Annotated in this window: 20 protein-coding genes; 4 read left to right on the top strand and 16 right to left on the bottom strand. The window is 35.4% G+C overall.

The window, feature by feature from the left end; all coding sequences use genetic code 11:
* Positions 1–498 precede the first annotated feature (498 nt).
* From GH715_RS08055 to GH715_RS08045, 3 genes are all read right to left on the bottom strand, one after another.
* A complete protein-coding gene (locus GH715_RS08055) occupies positions 499–948 on the bottom strand; it encodes an RsfA family transcriptional regulator (RefSeq protein WP_163578541.1) in 450 nt (149 codons plus the stop codon).
* Positions 949–1,280: 332 nt separating this feature from the next.
* A complete protein-coding gene (gene rpmF / locus GH715_RS08050) occupies positions 1,281–1,454 on the bottom strand; it encodes a 50S ribosomal protein L32 (RefSeq protein WP_018932780.1) in 174 nt (57 codons plus the stop codon).
* Between the two features lie 32 nt (positions 1,455–1,486).
* On the bottom strand, positions 1,487–2,014 hold the full coding sequence (locus GH715_RS08045) for a YceD family protein (RefSeq protein WP_153835389.1): 528 nt from the start codon (positions 2,012–2,014) through the stop codon (positions 1,487–1,489).
* 223 nt (positions 2,015–2,237) lie between these two features.
* Between GH715_RS08045 and GH715_RS08040 the strand changes: the two genes are divergently transcribed.
* Positions 2,238–3,479, top strand: a complete 1,242-nt coding sequence (locus GH715_RS08040; RefSeq protein ID WP_153835388.1) for a nucleotidyltransferase — start codon at positions 2,238–2,240, stop codon at positions 3,477–3,479.
* Between the two features lie 73 nt (positions 3,480–3,552).
* Here GH715_RS08040 and GH715_RS08035 read toward each other — a convergent pair whose 3' ends face one another.
* The gene (locus GH715_RS08035; RefSeq protein WP_153835387.1) at positions 3,553–4,578 is read right to left on the bottom strand and encodes a SepM family pheromone-processing serine protease; all 1,026 of its coding nucleotides are present in this window, start codon (positions 4,576–4,578) and stop codon (positions 3,553–3,555) included.
* A 164-nt stretch (positions 4,579–4,742) separates the two neighbouring features.
* Here GH715_RS08035 and ylbJ point away from each other — a divergent pair, with 164 nt between their 5' ends.
* Positions 4,743–5,939 (top strand): sporulation integral membrane protein YlbJ, encoded by a 1,197-nt coding sequence (ylbJ, locus tag GH715_RS08030; RefSeq protein ID WP_153835386.1) that lies wholly within the window; start codon positions 4,743–4,745, stop codon positions 5,937–5,939.
* A 99-nt stretch (positions 5,940–6,038) separates the two neighbouring features.
* Here ylbJ and coaD read toward each other — a convergent pair whose 3' ends face one another.
* The 7 genes from coaD to GH715_RS07995 form a co-directional block, all read right to left on the bottom strand.
* Positions 6,039–6,524 carry a pantetheine-phosphate adenylyltransferase gene (gene coaD / locus GH715_RS08025; protein ID WP_153835385.1) on the bottom strand — a complete coding sequence of 162 codons (486 nt, stop codon included), beginning with the start codon at positions 6,522–6,524 and terminating at the stop codon, positions 6,039–6,041.
* Entirely contained in the window at positions 6,517–7,086 is a 570-nt protein-coding gene (gene rsmD, locus GH715_RS08020; RefSeq protein ID WP_153835384.1) for a 16S rRNA (guanine(966)-N(2))-methyltransferase RsmD, read from the bottom strand. The genes coaD and rsmD overlap by 8 nt, the downstream gene beginning before the upstream one ends.
* 320 nt (positions 7,087–7,406) lie before the next feature.
* On the bottom strand, positions 7,407–7,685 hold the full coding sequence (locus GH715_RS08015; protein WP_153835383.1) for a YlbG family protein: 279 nt from the start codon (positions 7,683–7,685) through the stop codon (positions 7,407–7,409).
* Positions 7,686–7,714: 29 nt separating this feature from the next.
* A complete protein-coding gene (locus tag GH715_RS08010; protein WP_153835382.1) occupies positions 7,715–8,158 on the bottom strand; it encodes a YlbF/YmcA family competence regulator in 444 nt (147 codons plus the stop codon).
* A gap of 63 nt (positions 8,159–8,221) precedes the next feature.
* Complete coding sequence (locus tag GH715_RS08005) at positions 8,222–8,455, bottom strand: YlbE-like family protein (protein ID WP_153835381.1); 234 nt, start codon at positions 8,453–8,455, stop codon at positions 8,222–8,224.
* A gap of 10 nt (positions 8,456–8,465) precedes the next feature.
* Positions 8,466–8,855: a spore coat protein YlbD gene (gene ylbD / locus GH715_RS08000; protein ID WP_153835380.1), complete on the bottom strand. Its 390-nt coding sequence runs from the start codon at positions 8,853–8,855 to the stop codon at positions 8,466–8,468.
* A gap of 69 nt (positions 8,856–8,924) precedes the next feature.
* Positions 8,925–9,962: a CAP domain-containing protein gene (locus tag GH715_RS07995; protein ID WP_163578540.1), complete on the bottom strand. Its 1,038-nt coding sequence runs from the start codon at positions 9,960–9,962 to the stop codon at positions 8,925–8,927.
* A gap of 155 nt (positions 9,963–10,117) precedes the next feature.
* Between GH715_RS07995 and GH715_RS07990 the strand changes: the two genes are divergently transcribed.
* Both GH715_RS07990 and ytvI read left to right on the top strand, forming a co-directional pair.
* On the top strand, positions 10,118–10,483 hold the full coding sequence (locus tag GH715_RS07990) for a YugN family protein (RefSeq protein WP_153835378.1): 366 nt from the start codon (positions 10,118–10,120) through the stop codon (positions 10,481–10,483).
* 107 nt (positions 10,484–10,590) lie between these two features.
* Complete coding sequence (ytvI, locus tag GH715_RS07985) at positions 10,591–11,646, top strand: sporulation integral membrane protein YtvI (protein WP_153835377.1); 1,056 nt, start codon at positions 10,591–10,593, stop codon at positions 11,644–11,646.
* Between the two features lie 356 nt (positions 11,647–12,002).
* Here the strand turns inward: ytvI and GH715_RS07980 are convergent, their stop codons facing one another.
* The 5 genes from GH715_RS07980 to ctaD all read right to left on the bottom strand — a co-directional run bounded on the left by GH715_RS07980 (position 12,003) and on the right by ctaD (position 16,636).
* Positions 12,003–12,458, bottom strand: coding sequence for a DUF420 domain-containing protein (locus GH715_RS07980; RefSeq protein ID WP_018932794.1), 456 nt, complete (start codon positions 12,456–12,458; stop codon positions 12,003–12,005).
* Positions 12,459–12,477: 19 nt separating this feature from the next.
* Positions 12,478–13,368 carry a cytochrome c oxidase assembly factor CtaG gene (gene ctaG / locus GH715_RS07975; protein ID WP_153835376.1) on the bottom strand — a complete coding sequence of 297 codons (891 nt, stop codon included), beginning with the start codon at positions 13,366–13,368 and terminating at the stop codon, positions 12,478–12,480.
* 470 nt (positions 13,369–13,838) lie between these two features.
* Entirely contained in the window at positions 13,839–14,162 is a 324-nt protein-coding gene (ctaF, locus tag GH715_RS07970; RefSeq protein ID WP_153835375.1) for a cytochrome c oxidase subunit IVB, read from the bottom strand.
* A 3-nt stretch (positions 14,163–14,165) separates the two neighbouring features.
* Positions 14,166–14,786, bottom strand: a complete 621-nt coding sequence (locus GH715_RS07965) for a cytochrome (ubi)quinol oxidase subunit III (RefSeq protein WP_153835374.1) — start codon at positions 14,784–14,786, stop codon at positions 14,166–14,168.
* Entirely contained in the window at positions 14,786–16,636 is a 1,851-nt protein-coding gene (ctaD, locus tag GH715_RS07960) for a cytochrome c oxidase subunit I (protein ID WP_153835408.1), read from the bottom strand. Before ctaD ends, GH715_RS07965 begins: the two co-directional genes overlap by 1 nt.
* Between the last annotated feature and the right edge of the window lie 5 nt (positions 16,637–16,641).

Raw genomic sequence — 16,641 nt, 5'->3', positions numbered from 1 at the left:
ATAACTTTCATACTATTACTTTTGGTCATTTTAATATTAATTATATAAGACTTTTGAACTTGTGCAAGCACCTTTTTTTAAAAACTCATTATACCATAATCCTCATCATAAAATATCCACAGGAGTATTAAGTAATAAAGCGATATAAGGTGACTATAGATTCCATTCAGGTAAGTCCGGGATAAGTGTGCGGACATTTGTTCCGTTATTTGCGATAAAAATCCCGTTTTTAGAATGGTCCCGGACATCTATTCCGCTATTCATCGAAAACAATGCTTATCGTGGCCAAAATGGACCCGATAAAGGATTCAATGTCCGCTAACATCGAAAAATGGCTTATTTTCAAGCAAATAACGTACTAAATGTCCGCTCAACAAGTTCGCATTATTTATCAAGTGTACATTCTTAATATGATGTGGAAAGACGAATACGTATCATGGCAGACCACATAAAAACCCCATCTATTCGATGAGGTTACTAACTCCTAATAATAATGAATTAATGCTTCACCTTTTCCATTGCTTGCTGCACAGTTTCAAGGAATACTTGATACTGATATAACTTTTGCTTTAGCTGTTTATTTTCTTCCACTAATTTACGCAATTCTTCCTGATGGTCTATTTCCTGATAATATTTTTGCAGTCGTTCCAAAGTTTGAATCACTTCATGAATGTTTGGTTGTTCAGTTTGACTAGCATCTAGTTTTTGGTGAGATTGATAAGATATTTTCTTACGGTTCTGTTTTGCTAACTGGATAGCTTCTTCATATTGTTTCCTCAGCGTTGCGTTCCAGCGAAAACCACATGCTGCTGATGTTCGCGATAATTTTCCTCCTACTTCCTTAAAAGCTTCTAACTGTGTCTTTCCTTCACGAATATATCGTAACACAGTTTCAGCTAGCAAAATATCTTCATCACTAGTCCATGCATCTTGTCGATTCCCTTGCACAACTCCACCTCCTCTATTCTTGATACAATGTATGCAATTAATAGAAGAGATAGACATATTGTTCTAAAATATTATAAAAACTTGGTACTCCCTTATCATAAGAAAAGCGCAGAGCGCCCGCTTAGAAACGTAGCGATAGCGACTGGAATGAATTAAAGGAATCACGGTGAGTTTAAGAACCGATGATGACTTATCGTAGGGCAATTAGTGAAGTCGCCTAGTTTTAGAACGCTCGGAGCTAGACACCTGCTCCAAAATTTATACTTTCTTAAAAATAAAAAATAGTGTAAGAGATCTCATCTCTTACACTACTTGTTGTACAACATATCAAATTATTGTTCTACTACTTGTTTTCCATCATATTGTCCACAAGATTTACATACATGGTGTGGTTTTGTTAGTTCACCACAATTTGAACATTCTACCATTCCTGGTACATGTAATTTTTTATGAGTACGACGTTGGTTTTTTACCTTTTTTGAAGTTCTACGCTTTGGTACTGCCATGCATTACACCTCCTTTAAAGAGAAGCAAAGATCTATCCTTCACTATCTTTCTCATTACTTTTGTCATCTAATAAAGATTTCAATTTTTCAAGGCGCGGATCAACTTTTTCTGATTGTTCTTCTTCAGTAACTAGTGTCCAACCTTTACCTTCCTTCATCGTGTTTGCTTCTAATTTTTCGTCATCAGCAAACACTCTTAAAGGCATTTCTAATAGTACATTTTCCTTGATAAATGGTGTTAAGTCAAGTACCTCACCATTTACTAAATGTATCTCTTCTTCTTCACTATAAGATGATGTCGTAAAAAATTCAATTGCATGAATCGAAAATTCATACGGTACATCTACTAACGTTCTCGCACAAGGTAGAATCATCGTTCCTTGAATTTGAAAATCACAGGTAATATCGTCACCATCCATTCTAGCTGTTCCGTCAACTAAAACTGGTTCGATTCGTCGGATATCATTTTCCAAGTTCGCAATATCTGAAATGTCCACTTCCTCACGAAAAGAAACGGGTTCTCCCTGTGACTGTTTAAGTTTTTGGATATATAATTTCATTTACATTCACCTCAAGGCAACAAGAAATATTTTAAAATGTATTGGTCCATTTGTCAATATATTTTCTTTACAGAACAAACATTTATTACTTAATCACGAGCTAACACCCCTGATAAGTTTCGCTAATGATCATAGTGATTCTCCTCCACTGACCATAATCTTACTTTATATGATATACTTACAACAATATGCTTATCATGCACATTAACGTAAGAGATCATTCATGAAATCAATGATGGAGGTGGTTGCTCTGAAAGCATGTGGTTTAATTGTTGAATATAATCCCTATCATAACGGACATCACTATCACTTTCAACAGGCAAAGCATGTGACAGGTGCGGAATGTATGATTGCAGTCATGAGTGGGAATTTTTTACAACGAGGGGAGCCAGCAATTTTAGATAAGTTCACAAGAGCCAAAATAGCCGTACAACAAGGGATTGACCTCGTTGTTGAACTACCTTATTTTTATGCAGTTCAACATAGTGAGCTTTTTGCAAATGGTGCAGTCAAAATTTTGAACAGCCTGCAAGCTGATTCATTGTGTTTTGGAAGTGAACATGGTGAAATAGAAGACTTTAATACATTGTATCATTTCATTACGGAACACCAGAAAGTCTATGATCATTATTTAACGAATGCTTTAAACCAAGGTCATTCCTATCCAAAAGCAAATGACATAGCTTTCACTAAGATTGGTGGAGAAACCCTGTCTATCGATTTTGCCAAACCAAATAATATACTTGGATATCAATATGTCAAAAATATTTTTGATCTACATACAACCATAACACCTTACACCATTAAACGAATTAAAAATAATTATCATGATCGTGAAATCCATGATTCTATAGCTAGCGCAACTAGTATTCGTAATCAATTACTGTCAGAAAATACCAGAAAAAATGAGCTAAACGATGCTATTCCTTCCATAACCAAAGAAAAACTTGAAGAATATAAAGAGCTTCATGGTACTTGGCATGATTGGGAGGCATATTTCCCATTACTAAAATATCGGATATTAACGATGAAAAAGGAAGAGTTTGCTAAGATTCATGGTATTAAGGAAGGGTTAGAGAATCGAATAGTTAAAACCGCGAAAAAAGCAGATTCCTTTTCAAATTGGATGGAATTGTTAAAAACCAAAAGGTATACTTGGACAAGTTTGCAACGCGTATTTACACATATCTTGACCAATACATACTCTAGCGAAATCGAAGCTTACGTAACTGAAAGACAACCTTCTGCTATTCGAATTTTAGCTATGAGTGAAAATGGTCAAAACTATTTGAGTGCCAGAAAAAAAGATATCAATGTGGAGTGGTATACAAGCAGTAAGAAGCCCTACCCTTATCAAGCTTTTGAAGATCGTATTGATCATGCCTATTACAGCGTTTTACCGCTATCTTCACAAAAGTATTTAACGAAACAATCCTATCAAAAACCAATATTTAAGACGCCTTAATATTAAGGCGTCTTAAATAACCCGAATGGGATGACTTCACTTTCGTTTATTTAATTGTATTTGATCATTCCTCTTATCCGTTTAGATTTTCGAGATAGTCTAAGGCGTCGTCGAAGGTATCAACAGGAATAATCTCCATGTCTGTTCCGATATCTTCTGCAACTTGTTTGGCTACTTGATAGTTGGAGTCTTCTCTACCGTTTTCATTAGGTGCGAAGAAGATATCACACCCCTCTCGGTCTGCTGCAACTACTTTCTTATCTATGCCACCAATTCTCCCAACATTGCCTTGGTAATCAATTTCACCCGTTCCAGCGATTTGATAACCCTTCGTTATATCTTCCGGTGTTAATTGATCGTAGATTTCCAACGAGAACATCAATCCTGCACTCGGACCCCCGATTTCACCACTAGAGAAAGTTAGTTCAGGTGATACCGTCACATGGCGATTTGTAACTAGTTGAATTCCAATACCTGGTTGCCCATCTAACGCCTCAAGAGCTTCCAAGGTAAGATCTGTTTCAAAAGTCTCTTCATTTCGTTTAACCGTTAACGATACACTGTCACCAACATTTTTCGTTGTTACATAATCAATCAAGTCTTCTGCTTCATTTATCATTTGTCCATCGATTTCAATAATTTCATCTGCTGACTGTAAGATCCCATCAGCCGGCATGTCTTCTACTACTGATACTACATAAATTCCTTGATAATCGATGTTAATCTCCTTATTTGCTGCTTCATAAGCAACAACAGTTGATGCTTCTTGTGAGCTTTCCATCATCATCAACTGCAATTGACGATATTCTTCATCTGTCATCCCATCTACTAGTACTTCTTCGACCGGTAGTATATCGTAATAATCTCTCCATAAAGCCATCATATATTGAAAAGGGGTAGCCCTTCCACCTTGTATAGTGACAAGGTGCATATCTCCTTCACTTTCTGATGCTCCATCAACTTCTACAACAGGATTTAGCGGATCTGCATGTCCCGGTTTATGAATATAATAGGGTAGCTGATAGCTAAATAATAAGAAAATGATAATCAATGCTACGAAAAAACCAATTATTCTTGCTTTACTTTTTGTCTGAAACATCTAATCCCTTCCTTTTCACGGTCTTCCAATTTTATCTGAAGAAAAGTCATAATTCTTCTATACAGTTGCGTATATTTAAATGAAGGACAAACTTAAAAACACTACATATTTTACTACTCATTCAGATAAAGGTACAGAAAAGTGCTATCAAAGGAGTGCAAAACTTGAAGCAAAAGTTGTATTCTATTATTTATGCATCAGTCTCCGTATTTATGGCTACCATGATTATAACCTTCCCTCAAGAAGTATTAAAAGCTAGCCAAAGAGGGTTAGATGTTTGGGCTAATGTTGTATTCCCTTCGTTATTACCTTTTTTTATTGTAGCTGAATTATTAATCGCTTTTGGAGTTGTACATTTTATAGGGGTATTATTTGAACCTGTCATGAGACCATTATTTAATGTTCCAGGTGTTGGTGGATTTGTGTGGACAATGGGAATGGCCAGTGGTTATCCGTCAGGGGCGAAATTCACCGCAAGATTAAGACAAGAAAATCAACTATCAAAAACAGAGGCAGAAAGGCTTGTCAGCTTTACAAATGCCTCTAATCCATTATTTATTATTGGAGCTGTTTCAATCGGCTTTTTTCATGATCATAAGCTAGGTATATTGCTCGCTATCACTCATTATACTAGCAATTTCTTTGTCGGTATTTGTATGCGATTTTACAAGTACCACGAAAGAAATCGTCAGTCAACACAACACTTCTCTATCACAAAAGCTATGACACAACTCCATCACGCAAGAATAAGGGACAAAAGAGCGCTAGGGAAAATATTAGGAGACTCTGTAACCCAGTCTATTCAAACATTACTTGTTATCGGTGGTTTTATCATTCTTTTTTCGGTTCTAACAGAAATCTTACGCGAAGTACAAATTGCTCAATTTATATCAGGAGGTATTAGCATTATTTTAAGCTGGTTTCAAATACCAGGCGAGTTGGCTTTACCACTATTATCAGGTATATTTGAAATTACCATAGGAGCAAACGAAGTAGCAAGCGCTGATTCATCTACTTTAATTAAAGCTATTTTAGTTTCCGTTATCCTAGCCTTTAATGGTTTTTCTGTTCAGGCGCAAGTTGCCAGCATACTTGCGGAAACAGATATCCAATTTACGCCTTACTTCTTTGCTCGTTTGTTACATGGTCTTTTCGCCGGCATTATTGTAACCATACTATATGTGCCTGTTTATAAAAGCTTACAAACAACTAATGAAACGGTCATAGCAGCTATAGCACAACCATCTGTTGACAACATTCAACAGGTATACTTAATGTTCGAACAAATGGGTTTCATCTTCACCTTGTCAGCTTTATTTATCTATTTGATTATTTTAATGAAACAAAAAGAGAGACTATGATCCAGGTGTTATCGTCTGTTTCCCCTCACATAGAGCTTCCTTTTGTTACTTAAATCTTGAAATGGGTGGCTTCCAGACGTTTAGCACCTTAATAAAAAATCAACCATTGCTAAACTTTTCTTTTAGTGCCTCTTCTACAACTGAAGGTACTAAATCTGATACATTTGCATGATACTTTGCTATTTCCTTGACCATACTGGAACTTAGAAAAGAATATTGATTGTTTGTCATCATGAAAAACGTTTCAATTTCTTCATTTAGTTTTCGGTTCATAGAGGTAAGCTGTAGTTCATATTCAAAGTCGGATACTGCTCTTAATCCGCGTAACACAGCTTGAGCATTTTTACTTTTAGCATAATCCATTAATAAACCACTACATGCATCTACCGATATATTATCGAAATCCTCTGTAGCTTTTTCCAAAAGGTGAACTCGTTCCTCAACGGTAAAGAGTGGATTTTTGGACTGATTGTTAAAAACAGCAACAATAATTTCGTCAAAAACTTTAGCCCCTCTTTGAATAATATCCAGGTGACCATTTGTTACTGGATCGAAACTGCCAGGGCAAATTGCTAGTCTAGTCATCATCTTTCACACCTTTCTTGAAAATCGTGATAGCAGTAGTGGTGTTATATACTTCATGTTTCCATATATGATACCCTTCGTAGCTATTCTCCATCCTAATATTAGGATCATGCTCACAAATAATGAGCCCATTTTCAGTGACTATGTCTGTTGAACTAATACCTTGCAACAATTTATCATAGGACACTTTATGGTAGGGGGGATCCAAAAAAATAGTATCGAACTGTAATGCTCTTTTTTGTAAAGCCTTTATGGCTCTAAAAGCATCATTACGATATATTTCAACCTTCTCTTGAATATGTAAATGGCTCACATTTTGATGAATAATAGAGATTGCTTTAGGTTGTTTGTCCACTAAAATTGCTTTATTCATTCCTCTACTAATTGCCTCTATAGCCAAAGCACCACTACCGGCAAATAAATCAAGACATATTCCACCGTCAAAGAAAGGTCCAATCATTTGAAATAAGGACTCTTTCACTTTGTCCCCTGTAGGTCGTGTTAATTGGTTAGGAACTGCCTGAATTCTGTTACCTTTAAAATCACCAGCAATTATTCTCAAAGCATTCCCTTCTTTCTGCTTTTTAAATCTCCCTTACTATAGCACGAAAGTAACAAAATTCTCAAATTCATTTGTATAAAAGCAATTCATTTTGTGCAAACTCTAAATATAGCAACATTAAAAGTTGCTTAAATACGGAGAAGACTTACATTTCCCCATAAGTTCTTCCTCCGGTTTCTCCTCTCCCTTTATCTTTTTATTTTCTTTTTTAGAAAATAAAAAGAACCTGCAGTTATTAATGAACTGCAGGTTGTTTTTTTATATTCTAGGAAAGTATAAATTTTGCGCAGATGTCTAGCTCCGAGCGCCCTGCGCTTTTCTTATATTCCCATTTTGTAGTCATATTCTTTTTCTTCTTTATCAAACGATTTACTTTCGAAATCCGTTTTAATAAATGGTTTGTAAGAAGGTTCGACTTTTGTGACAAAAGGTAATTTTAACAGCGATTGATATGTATCATCCAACTTTTCCTGATCAACATATATCATCGCAAATTTTAACTTTTTTGACACATGAACCATATGACCAAATTTTTTAATATGTTTAACATGCTTCATTTGATGAAACCATACAATTAATCCTTGTCTTTTTACTAGCATAAGGCCACCTCACTTTTCACTGCATTTCGCTAAGAAGCTCTACAGCCACACCCACTACTTCCAGATCCACAGCCACATCCACCATCTGTAAGTGCTGCTCCATCCATCGGAACTTTTACTTTATCACTTACACTGAAAGCTACTAACTGACTAATCTCATCTAGAAATTTCTGAAGATTGGTTTCAGCCATTTTATAAGCAGCAATGGATTCATGCATATCCATCTCACGTTTGGCTACACGTATTTCTTTCATTATTTTACTATAATCAGGATGATATCTGCCAAACCTTTCTACTTCATCGTACGATTGCTTTATTTGATTAAAGCTTGTAATTAGTTCCTGTGCTCTTTCATCCTGTTCCATTACTTCTTTTGCTTTATAAAAATCCTGCATAACATCAGATTCTAATACCATCTGACCTAGTGCTTCTGATTTATCTAGAATATCAACAATTTCCATTGTTGCTAACATAACTCTTACACCTCCATATCTTTATCATACCAATTATAAGAAAGAAATTAAAGAGGCAGCACTCTAATCATTCCAAGAGCCTGCCATTTGCATGAGTAATCGTATCATCTGAATATTTTGTTGTGCTTTGGCCATGCGTTGAGGTAGCGTTTTTCCATAAAAATGTTTTGCCTCTGTTTCCAATTCGCCAATCCTACTTGGATTTCTTGTTAAATACCGATACCACTCAGGATTCAGCCGAATGAAACGCCACAAGTCTTCTCGCTGCTGGATAAAACGGTAGGTTTCCGGCTCCATCTAGATCCTCCTAATCCTTTGGTTTATAAAAAAAATTGTCTGATTGAGATTGGCCCATTTGACTATTTCGGAATTGTTTAAACTGATCAATCAATGTCACAATATTATCTATAGCGCCATTTAGATCATTAATATGATTTTCTACTTGATTCACATCTAATTTTTCGATATGTTTCCAAAATTTTTGATAAAGTTGATTGGTAGAGGTATCTTCTGATTCGTTATTGTCTTGGGGAGCCTTATATTTTCCCCAAGCAGGGTCTTCCTCACCTAATAAAACATATTGCTCATAAGCCTCTTGCAAGCTCATTTCTCCACTTTTAATTTCCTTTATTAAAAGTGGATGCTCATGAATGAATGCTTTAAATTGTTGTACAGAAGGATTCGATGCGTTTTTCATTGCTGTACTCCTCTCTTACAACTTCTCTACCACAATATATGCAAATGGCCTATTTTTGTGCTATTCGCATTATTTTTGAATAAAATTTTGGGTGTAAAATGATTGGTAAACCCCAACACCCAAATGTGTATATTCTTCTTTTAATAAAGCTTCCCGATGGCCCTCACTGTTAAGCCAACCGTGAATGACAGCTGGAGCATCAACATAATGAGCAGCTATATTCTCTCCTGCAGATAAATAATGAGCATTAGCGGCTAACAAGCGTTCCTTCAATCCATCACCATTCAAGCTATAATGGGAAAAATAATTCTCTTCAAACATATCTTGACTATGAGCCTTTGCAGCATCTGCTGCCTGATCATCCCACGATAATACTTCCAATTCATATTCGGCCCGTATTTCGTTTGTTAAGTCAAAAATTTGTTTTTCTAATCCTCCCTCTATGGCTTTCCATTGATCTTCATCTGGTTCACTAGCTTCTGATATTTCCCCCCAATAGAACAACTCATAAGGTTTTAACAACTCAAAAGCATCTTTATTTAGTAGTCGTATACCTGCTAATTTTTCCGTGAATTGATCGATATATAATTGAGCAAATACTTCTTCAGATAGTCTTAAAACAGGTCTTTGTTGTAAATCGTCTTCAGTCAATTTAAACCGTATATGATCAAACTCAATTTCTTCTTGCAATCGATATATTTCTTCGATTTCTTTTATTGTCTGGCCAATTTCCAATGGACTAAAGTCTAATGTATCTGTATTGGAGTAAATACTGATAATCGTTTCATTCTGCACTGCTACCTGTATATAAAAATCTTCTTGCTTAAATACCCACCATTCAAAATCATATAATGAAGGGTCTTTACGATCCGGTTCTCCATATACGGAAACAAAATTATCAATATTTTGATTTAGATATTTCCATACAGCATTTTGTTGAACGATAAGTGTATGATCTTCATCCAAGTGAACTTTATCACTTTTTGTAAGTATAGGTTTTTTATGATAATGCACTAATTGAGGTTCTTCAGATTGACGAAAGTAAAAAAGACTAAACAAAACTATTAAAAATACTATTAAGATAAAAGATACCACTTTTATTTTCATGTAACCCCACCTATTATTTACTTGTGTTAACTCCATTATATGCAACGCTATATTAATCATGAAAGTTTTTGATAGGGATTAAACTTTTTTAAATTGCATCTTTTGGCATTTCATACTATTATAGGTTTAGTGATAATTTTAGATGAGGTGAAAGTATGAAAATTACAAACACAGGAATAGAAGACGTATTAATTGATTTACAACCATTAGATCATGCAATGGCAAAAGCTAATTTTATACGAGCAGACCAGTGGGATTATGAACGTGTTACATATGATTATAAGATTGGCTCTCCTGAAAAAAACATTACATATTACATAAGAGTTCAAGGATATGCAGTAGAAGGTGATGTTGATAAAGGTGATGCAGTAATCAAATTACTAACACCTTTATTAGGGAAACATTATTATCCTCACGGTGTTGAGTATGGAGAAGAAGAAGAGTTTCCTGCTTCTACAGTTGAGAGAGCTTCTAAGTTATTACAAAATGCAAAAGAAAATATGGAACCGTTTGTTAAATAGTGGTCCACACTCCTAATAAAAACGGCTGTATTCGGAATACAGCCGTTTTTCATAAGTAAGGATTCTAGGTGTCACTATGATTGTGAAAGGAGTTTCAAGATTACTTAATGAAAAATCTCAATAAAAAACATATCAAATTATTTTTTGTAATCCTATTCTTACTTTTATTAGCTATATTTATTTTGCCAGTCTCGATTCCCCTACTATTAGCATTTGTTACAGCATTGATCCTGAACCCGGTTATACGATGGTTTATTAGAAAACTAAAAATAAACCGTAAGCTTTCCGTTACCATTGTATTTCTCCTGTTTCTCATAATCATCAGTATCATCGGAACTTATGCAGTAACTAAAATAGTTGGTCAAGTAATTAATTTCGCTGAAAATGTACCATCCTACATTATTCAAGTAAAAGATCAATTACTTCAATGGGAAACAGAATTTGATCATTTCACTGAAGATTTACCAAAGGAACTTGTTGATGAAGTAAATAGACAAATACAATCCACCACAACCGCCTTAAGTAACAATGTTAGTGAAATGCTGCGGATTGAGGAAATTGCCAAAGTTGCTAGTAAAGTACCAGACTTTCTTGTTAGCTTAATTGTGTACTTAATTGCTTTATTTATGTTTATGTTAGAAATACCTCGTTTAAAAGCAAAAGCATATAGCCATTTAAAAGAAAGCACAGCTGATAAAGTGAAATTTATGAACGACCGTTTGTCTTACGTAATATTAGGCTTTTTTAAAGCGCAGTTTTTAGTAAGTATCATCATTTTTATTGTGACACTTATTGGTCTATACATTATAGTACCAGAATATGCGTTAATTATGTCCTTAATTATTTGGATTATTGATTTTATACCTATTATTGGTTCTATTGCAATATTGGGTCCATGGGCTCTCTATATGCTAATTACAGGTGACTTATTTATCGGTGGGCAATTAGCTATATTAGCTATCATTCTCCTTGCCATTAGAAGAACCGTGGAACCAAAAGTGATGGGTAAACATATCGGCTTATCGCCACTCGCTACACTTATTGCTATGTATATTGGACTCAAACTATTAGGTATTCTAGGTTTTATTGTTGGTCCATTGCTTGTCATAGCCTTCAATTCGGCAAAAGAAGCCGGTATTATAAAAATGAATTTCAAAATCTAACAGAGGACAGTTGTATCTTTTATCTACACAAATTCAAGGAATTTATTGTAGAATAATAATCCAAGTTTCTAGCTCTGGTATATGTTGTAGAACAAGAATAGTGAAGGCGATCGATACCAATGTTTATATACTTTCCTTACAAGTTAAGAAAAGCGCAGAGCGTCCGTTTAGAAACGTAGCGACTGGAACGCATCAACTGAGATAAAGGAATCACGGTGAGTTTACGAACTGATGATGACTTATCGTAGGGTGATTCGTGAAGTCGCCTAGTTTCTGGGCGCTCGTAGCTAGACATCTTCGCAAATTTTATACTTTCTTGTCTCTTAAAAAAAGCTGAGCATAATGCTCAGCTTTTTTTAAGTACCTAAAATTGCCTTTAATAAACTTGTTGTTTCTCCACCGTCATATAGGACATACAATAATAAGTATACCATTACCCCTGTAATAGCACTACAAAACCAAATAACACTTGTCACAGGGCCAATTTTTTGGTGCTTTTTAATATTTCGCTTGAATGCTAATGTTAAAGTGATAACACCAAAAACAGCTCCAGAAGTTGCTAATATAATATGAAAAATCAAGAATATGGTGTAGTAAACTTCTAATTCCTCCGGCCCACCAAAGCTTGTATTTCCCACGAAAATTGTTCTGGACATATAAATGATAAAGAATGCAAGTGCACTCAGTGCTCCTGCTATCATTACTTTCTTATGAGCTTTATATTGCTTTTTTATTACTAAGCGCCAACCAATAGCAACTAGTATCGCACTTAATATAATAAAAAATGTACTTAATGTCGGTAATAATTCCATCAAATCCAACCCCTTCCAATTAAATTTGTTCTGTCTGTTGGTTAGTCGGTAACGGATCGATTTTATCTGCACCACTTCTAAACCAAGGGAAGAAAATGCGGGCTAAGAATGAACCATAAATAATTTCTTGTGTGATTTTCATGACAATCCCACCAAGTTGTTGATCTTCCAATACGCCTAATGGTGAGAACATTTCTGGTCCACTTAATGACAAACTACTTAATACGTCCTCAGGCACACATAATGCCAATGCTTGTACCCATCCACCTGTGGCACTATAAGTCGTATATATAGTAGTATTAGCAAAAATAATAAGCGCACAAGCAGGCGTTATTAAGATTCCGTTTGCCGCAATATAGCCCAGTTTAAGTAAAGGTGACATCGTATCCATCTCTTTTATTGGTGTAAAGATTGGCCACCAGACAATAAATGCAGCGACTAAAATAGTTAATGTGATCAGAGTATGTGAAAGGTCATTTGCTTTAGCGTAATCGAAAACCACTGGAATATGATAGATAGAAAACAATCCATTAAACAGCAGTAAAGCGATTAAAGGCTTTGTTAATAAGCGTAATATTGGGCCGATTACAGACAGACGGAATATATTTTGCCACAGCCAAACCGGGATCCCTTTAATCATCAGAATCGGGAACAATAAATAATATAAAGCCATTTGTATCATATGGGCGGTGAACATAATATGAGATAATAAATCTATCGGAGATCCTTTAATCATATAGAGTAAGAATAAACCACTATAGAAATAGGAAATTTGTTTAATATCTGCTTTTTTATCATCTTTTCGTTTTATAAAAATTAAATAATAAAGGACAGCTAAACTTACGATAAATAGAACATAGTATGGACTCCATAATGCACGAAAACCAAATATTTGCAACTCTTGCCACATGTATATCACTCCATTTTATATCATAACAACTATTTCTTATTATACCGGACTTAGCAGTTATTAAAAAGCAATATAAATATTATATTTTAACAATTTAATGAACACATTAGTATAACCAAATACTACTTTCCACGCTTCTAAATTGATTAAAACTTCAAACTAACGACCTTCCGTCCATATTAATGAAGCATAGTGCTGACTCGTTACTTTGGAAAAATTCCAGGAATAGCGAAGTAATTAGTCGGAGAGTTGCAAATATAAGGAAAACCGGCAACCCACTTCCCTTTCGTGGGTTTGTCCTTCCGCTAACTTTTTTAAGCAAAACCCGCTCAAAAAAGTGGATCTTCAGGTCAAACAATTCCAACAGGACTTGGAGTAGGTTGCCAAAAACTTAAAAAGCATTTAACATTGTACGCTTTCTATATAAAAAAGCTTGAGAAGTTTGATTCACTTCTCAAGCTTTTTTTGGATTACCACCATACTAACACTACAAGTGCTAGGATTGTTAAGAATGCGGCGAATACCCCGCCATAGAACATTAAAGCAGGAATCTCATGTCCTTTATGACTCATATGCATAAAGTAATATATTTGAAAGCCGACTTGGATAGCTGCTAAAACTAATAAAACAGGAATAACAAACAGTTTATCCAGTTCAGCTTCAACCATTGAAAAAGCAACAATGGTGAAAATAATCATTAAAGCAAACGTAATAACTTGTTGCTTCATTTCATCTTTTCTTTTTTGCTTTTCAAAATCAAATTGATCAGTAGCTCCAGATACTTTGTCAGCCATTTGTTAAAGCACCCCCATGAGATAAACTACTGTAAAGATAAATACCCATACAACGTCAATAAAGTGCCAGTAAAGACTAGCAATATAAAATTTTGGTGCATTGTATAAATTTAATCCTCGTTTTGCATTTCGGATCATCAATGCGGTGATCCATAACAGACCAAAGACAACGTGACCTCCGTGGAAACCAACAAGTGTATAGAATGCTGAACCAAATGCTGAAGATCTCATTGTAAATTCATATCCGTGGATATAATGATAAAACTCATAAATTTCACAACCAAGGAAACCAAGACCTAGAGCAACAGTAATCCCTAACCAAATTTGCATCTTTTTAAAGTCATGGTTTTTCATATGGTACATTGCATAAACACTCGTTAATGAACTAGTCAATAGTAACATGGTCATAATGAATACTAACTCAAGTCCAAATAATTCTTCTGATGAACTGCCGCCATTTGTAGAATCCTTTAGAGCTAAATAAGTACCAAATAAACTAGCAAAAAGTACCGTTTCTCCACCTAGGAAAAACCAAAAACCCATAAATTTGTTTTTACCTTCTAAGGTGGCTTTTTCAGGGTCATGAGGCATTTGTTCTGGATTTAGCACATCTTGTTCACTCATTATTCCTCTGCCTCCTTCTTCAAGTCTTCTTTATGGATGTGGTAACCTAGGTCATCTTTAACTGATCTAATTAACATACATCCTAGTGTGATACCCATACCGATAAATAGTACGATTAACCATGATAAATCATACTTTTGATAAATGAAACCAAAGCCTGCAATGAATAAACCTAAAGACATTACAAACGGTAAGAAAGAATTATTTGGCATATGAATATCTGTAAGCGGTTCTGCTGGTGTCATGCCTTTTCTTCCTTCGGTTTTTTCTACCCATAACGGGTCTAAACCACGAACTAATGGTAATTGCTTAAAATTATAGAATGGTGGAGGTGATGGTATTGCCCATTCTAATGTACGTGCATCCCATGGGTCCCCACTCACTTTTTCATTTTTTACAGAAGTTTTAATAATATTGATTAATAAAACAATGGTACCAAGTCCCATTAGGAAAGCGCCGATTGTACTGATCAAGTTTCCTAAATCAAGTCCTTGACCTTCTAAATATACCCAATAACGTCTAGGCATACCCATTAATCCTAAGAAATGTTGGATAAAGAACGTCATGTGGAAACCAACAAAGAATAACCAGAAAGTAACTTTTCCTAATTTATCATCTAAGACGGTACCAAACATTTTTGGCCACCAATAGTGTGTACCTGCAAGCAAAGCAAATACAACTCCACCAACGATTACATAGTGGAAGTGTGCAACAACGAAATACGTATCATGGTACTGAAAGTCAGCAGATGCTGCTGCAACCATAACACCTGTCATACCACCGAGAGTAAATGTAGGAATAAATCCTAATGCCCACAACATCGGCGTATTTATCTGAATATTACCACCCCAAAGGGTAAACAACCAGTTAAAAATCTTGATACCTGTTGGAACAGCAATCGCCATGGTGGCGACAGCAAAAATTGAGTTTGCCGCTGGCCCCATACCTACTGTAAACATATGGTGAGCCCATACCATGAATCCTAAGAAACCAATTAATACAGTTGCAAATACCATTGCTGTATAACCAAATAGGCGCTTCTTAGAGAAAGTCGATATAATTTCACTAAAAATACCAAAAGCAGGTAAAGCTAAAATATAAACTTCTGGGTGTCCGAAGATCCAAAACAAGTGTTGCCAAATGACTGAGTTACCACCCATGGCAGGATCAAAGAACCCAGCACCGAACAATCGGTCAAACATCATTAAAAATAAACCTACTGTTAATGCTGGAAATGCAAATAAGATAAGTGCACTCGCAACAAATGCAGTCCATGTAAATAGTGGCATTCTCATATAAGTCATACCTGGTGCACGCATGTTTACAATCGTTACAAGGAAGTTAATACCACCTATCAATGTACCTGCACCTGAAATTTGTAGGCCTAGTACATAGTAGTCTACACCTTCACCAAGTGAAGTAGTAGACAGCGGTGCATATGCTGTCCACCCAGCATCTGCGGCTCCACCTGTAAACCAACCTACGTTTAACATAATTCCACCAAATAAAAATAACCAAAAACCTAATGAGTTTAAAAACGGAAATGCAACGTCACGTGCCCCAATCTGTAAAGGCACTACTGCATTCATAAACGCAAAGATTAACGGCATCGCTGCCAGAAATATCATCGTTGTACCGTGCATTGTGATTAACTCGTTATAAAAACCTGCACTTACAAAGTCGTTCATCGGTTGCACTAATTGCCATCTAATAGCTAGTGCTTCTAATCCACCAAGGATAAAGAAAAAACCACCAGCTACGAGGTACAAAATAGCAATTTTCTTATGGTCTACTGTTGTTAAGTAATCCCATAATGTGGCACCGAAGCCTTTTTTGTTAGTAGCTACCATAGTAC

It is taken from the genome of Gracilibacillus thailandensis (genome assembly GCF_010994055.1).
GTDB lineage: Bacteria > Bacillota > Bacilli > Bacillales > Amphibacillaceae > Gracilibacillus > Gracilibacillus lacisalsi.
The sequence above is the reverse complement of the archived record's forward strand: the minus strand, read 5'-3'. Positions and strand labels throughout refer to the sequence as shown.

What these genes read in the sequence shown, in the direction of transcription:
- ylbD (WP_153835380.1), bottom strand. Translation starts at nt 8,855, where the DNA reads ATGAAAAACGCATCGAATCCTTCTGTACAACAATTTAAAGCATTCATT.
- GH715_RS08010 (WP_153835382.1), bottom strand. Translation starts at nt 8,158, where the DNA reads ATGTTAGCAACAATGGAAATTGTTGATATTCTAGATAAATCAGAAGCA.
- ctaF (WP_153835375.1), bottom strand. Translation starts at nt 14,162, where the DNA reads ATGGCTGACAAAGTATCTGGAGCTACTGATCAATTTGATTTTGAAAAG.
- GH715_RS07965 (WP_153835374.1), bottom strand. Translation starts at nt 14,786, where the DNA reads ATGAGTGAACAAGATGTGCTAAATCCAGAACAAATGCCTCATGACCCT.
- GH715_RS08045 (WP_153835389.1), bottom strand. Translation starts at nt 2,014, where the DNA reads ATGAAATTATATATCCAAAAACTTAAACAGTCACAGGGAGAACCCGTT.
- GH715_RS08035 (WP_153835387.1), bottom strand. Translation starts at nt 4,578, where the DNA reads ATGTTTCAGACAAAAAGTAAAGCAAGAATAATTGGTTTTTTCGTAGCA.
- GH715_RS08005 (WP_153835381.1), bottom strand. Translation starts at nt 8,455, where the DNA reads ATGGAGCCGGAAACCTACCGTTTTATCCAGCAGCGAGAAGACTTGTGG.
- GH715_RS07995 (WP_163578540.1), bottom strand. Translation starts at nt 9,962, where the DNA reads ATGAAAATAAAAGTGGTATCTTTTATCTTAATAGTATTTTTAATAGTT.
- GH715_RS08015 (WP_153835383.1), bottom strand. Translation starts at nt 7,685, where the DNA reads ATGCTAGTAAAAAGACAAGGATTAATTGTATGGTTTCATCAAATGAAG.
- GH715_RS08040 (WP_153835388.1), top strand. Translation starts at nt 2,238, where the DNA reads ATGAAATCAATGATGGAGGTGGTTGCTCTGAAAGCATGTGGTTTAATT.
- GH715_RS07980 (WP_018932794.1), bottom strand. Translation starts at nt 12,458, where the DNA reads ATGGAATTATTACCGACATTAAGTACATTTTTTATTATATTAAGTGCG.
- ctaD (WP_153835408.1), bottom strand. Translation starts at nt 16,636, where the DNA reads ATGGTAGCTACTAACAAAAAAGGCTTCGGTGCCACATTATGGGATTAC.
- ytvI (WP_153835377.1), top strand. Translation starts at nt 10,591, where the DNA reads ATGAAAAATCTCAATAAAAAACATATCAAATTATTTTTTGTAATCCTA.
- coaD (WP_153835385.1), bottom strand. Translation starts at nt 6,524, where the DNA reads ATGACTAGACTAGCAATTTGCCCTGGCAGTTTCGATCCAGTAACAAAT.
- GH715_RS07990 (WP_153835378.1), top strand. Translation starts at nt 10,118, where the DNA reads ATGAAAATTACAAACACAGGAATAGAAGACGTATTAATTGATTTACAA.
- ctaG (WP_153835376.1), bottom strand. Translation starts at nt 13,368, where the DNA reads ATGTGGCAAGAGTTGCAAATATTTGGTTTTCGTGCATTATGGAGTCCA.
- rpmF (WP_018932780.1), bottom strand. Translation starts at nt 1,454, where the DNA reads ATGGCAGTACCAAAGCGTAGAACTTCAAAAAAGGTAAAAAACCAACGT.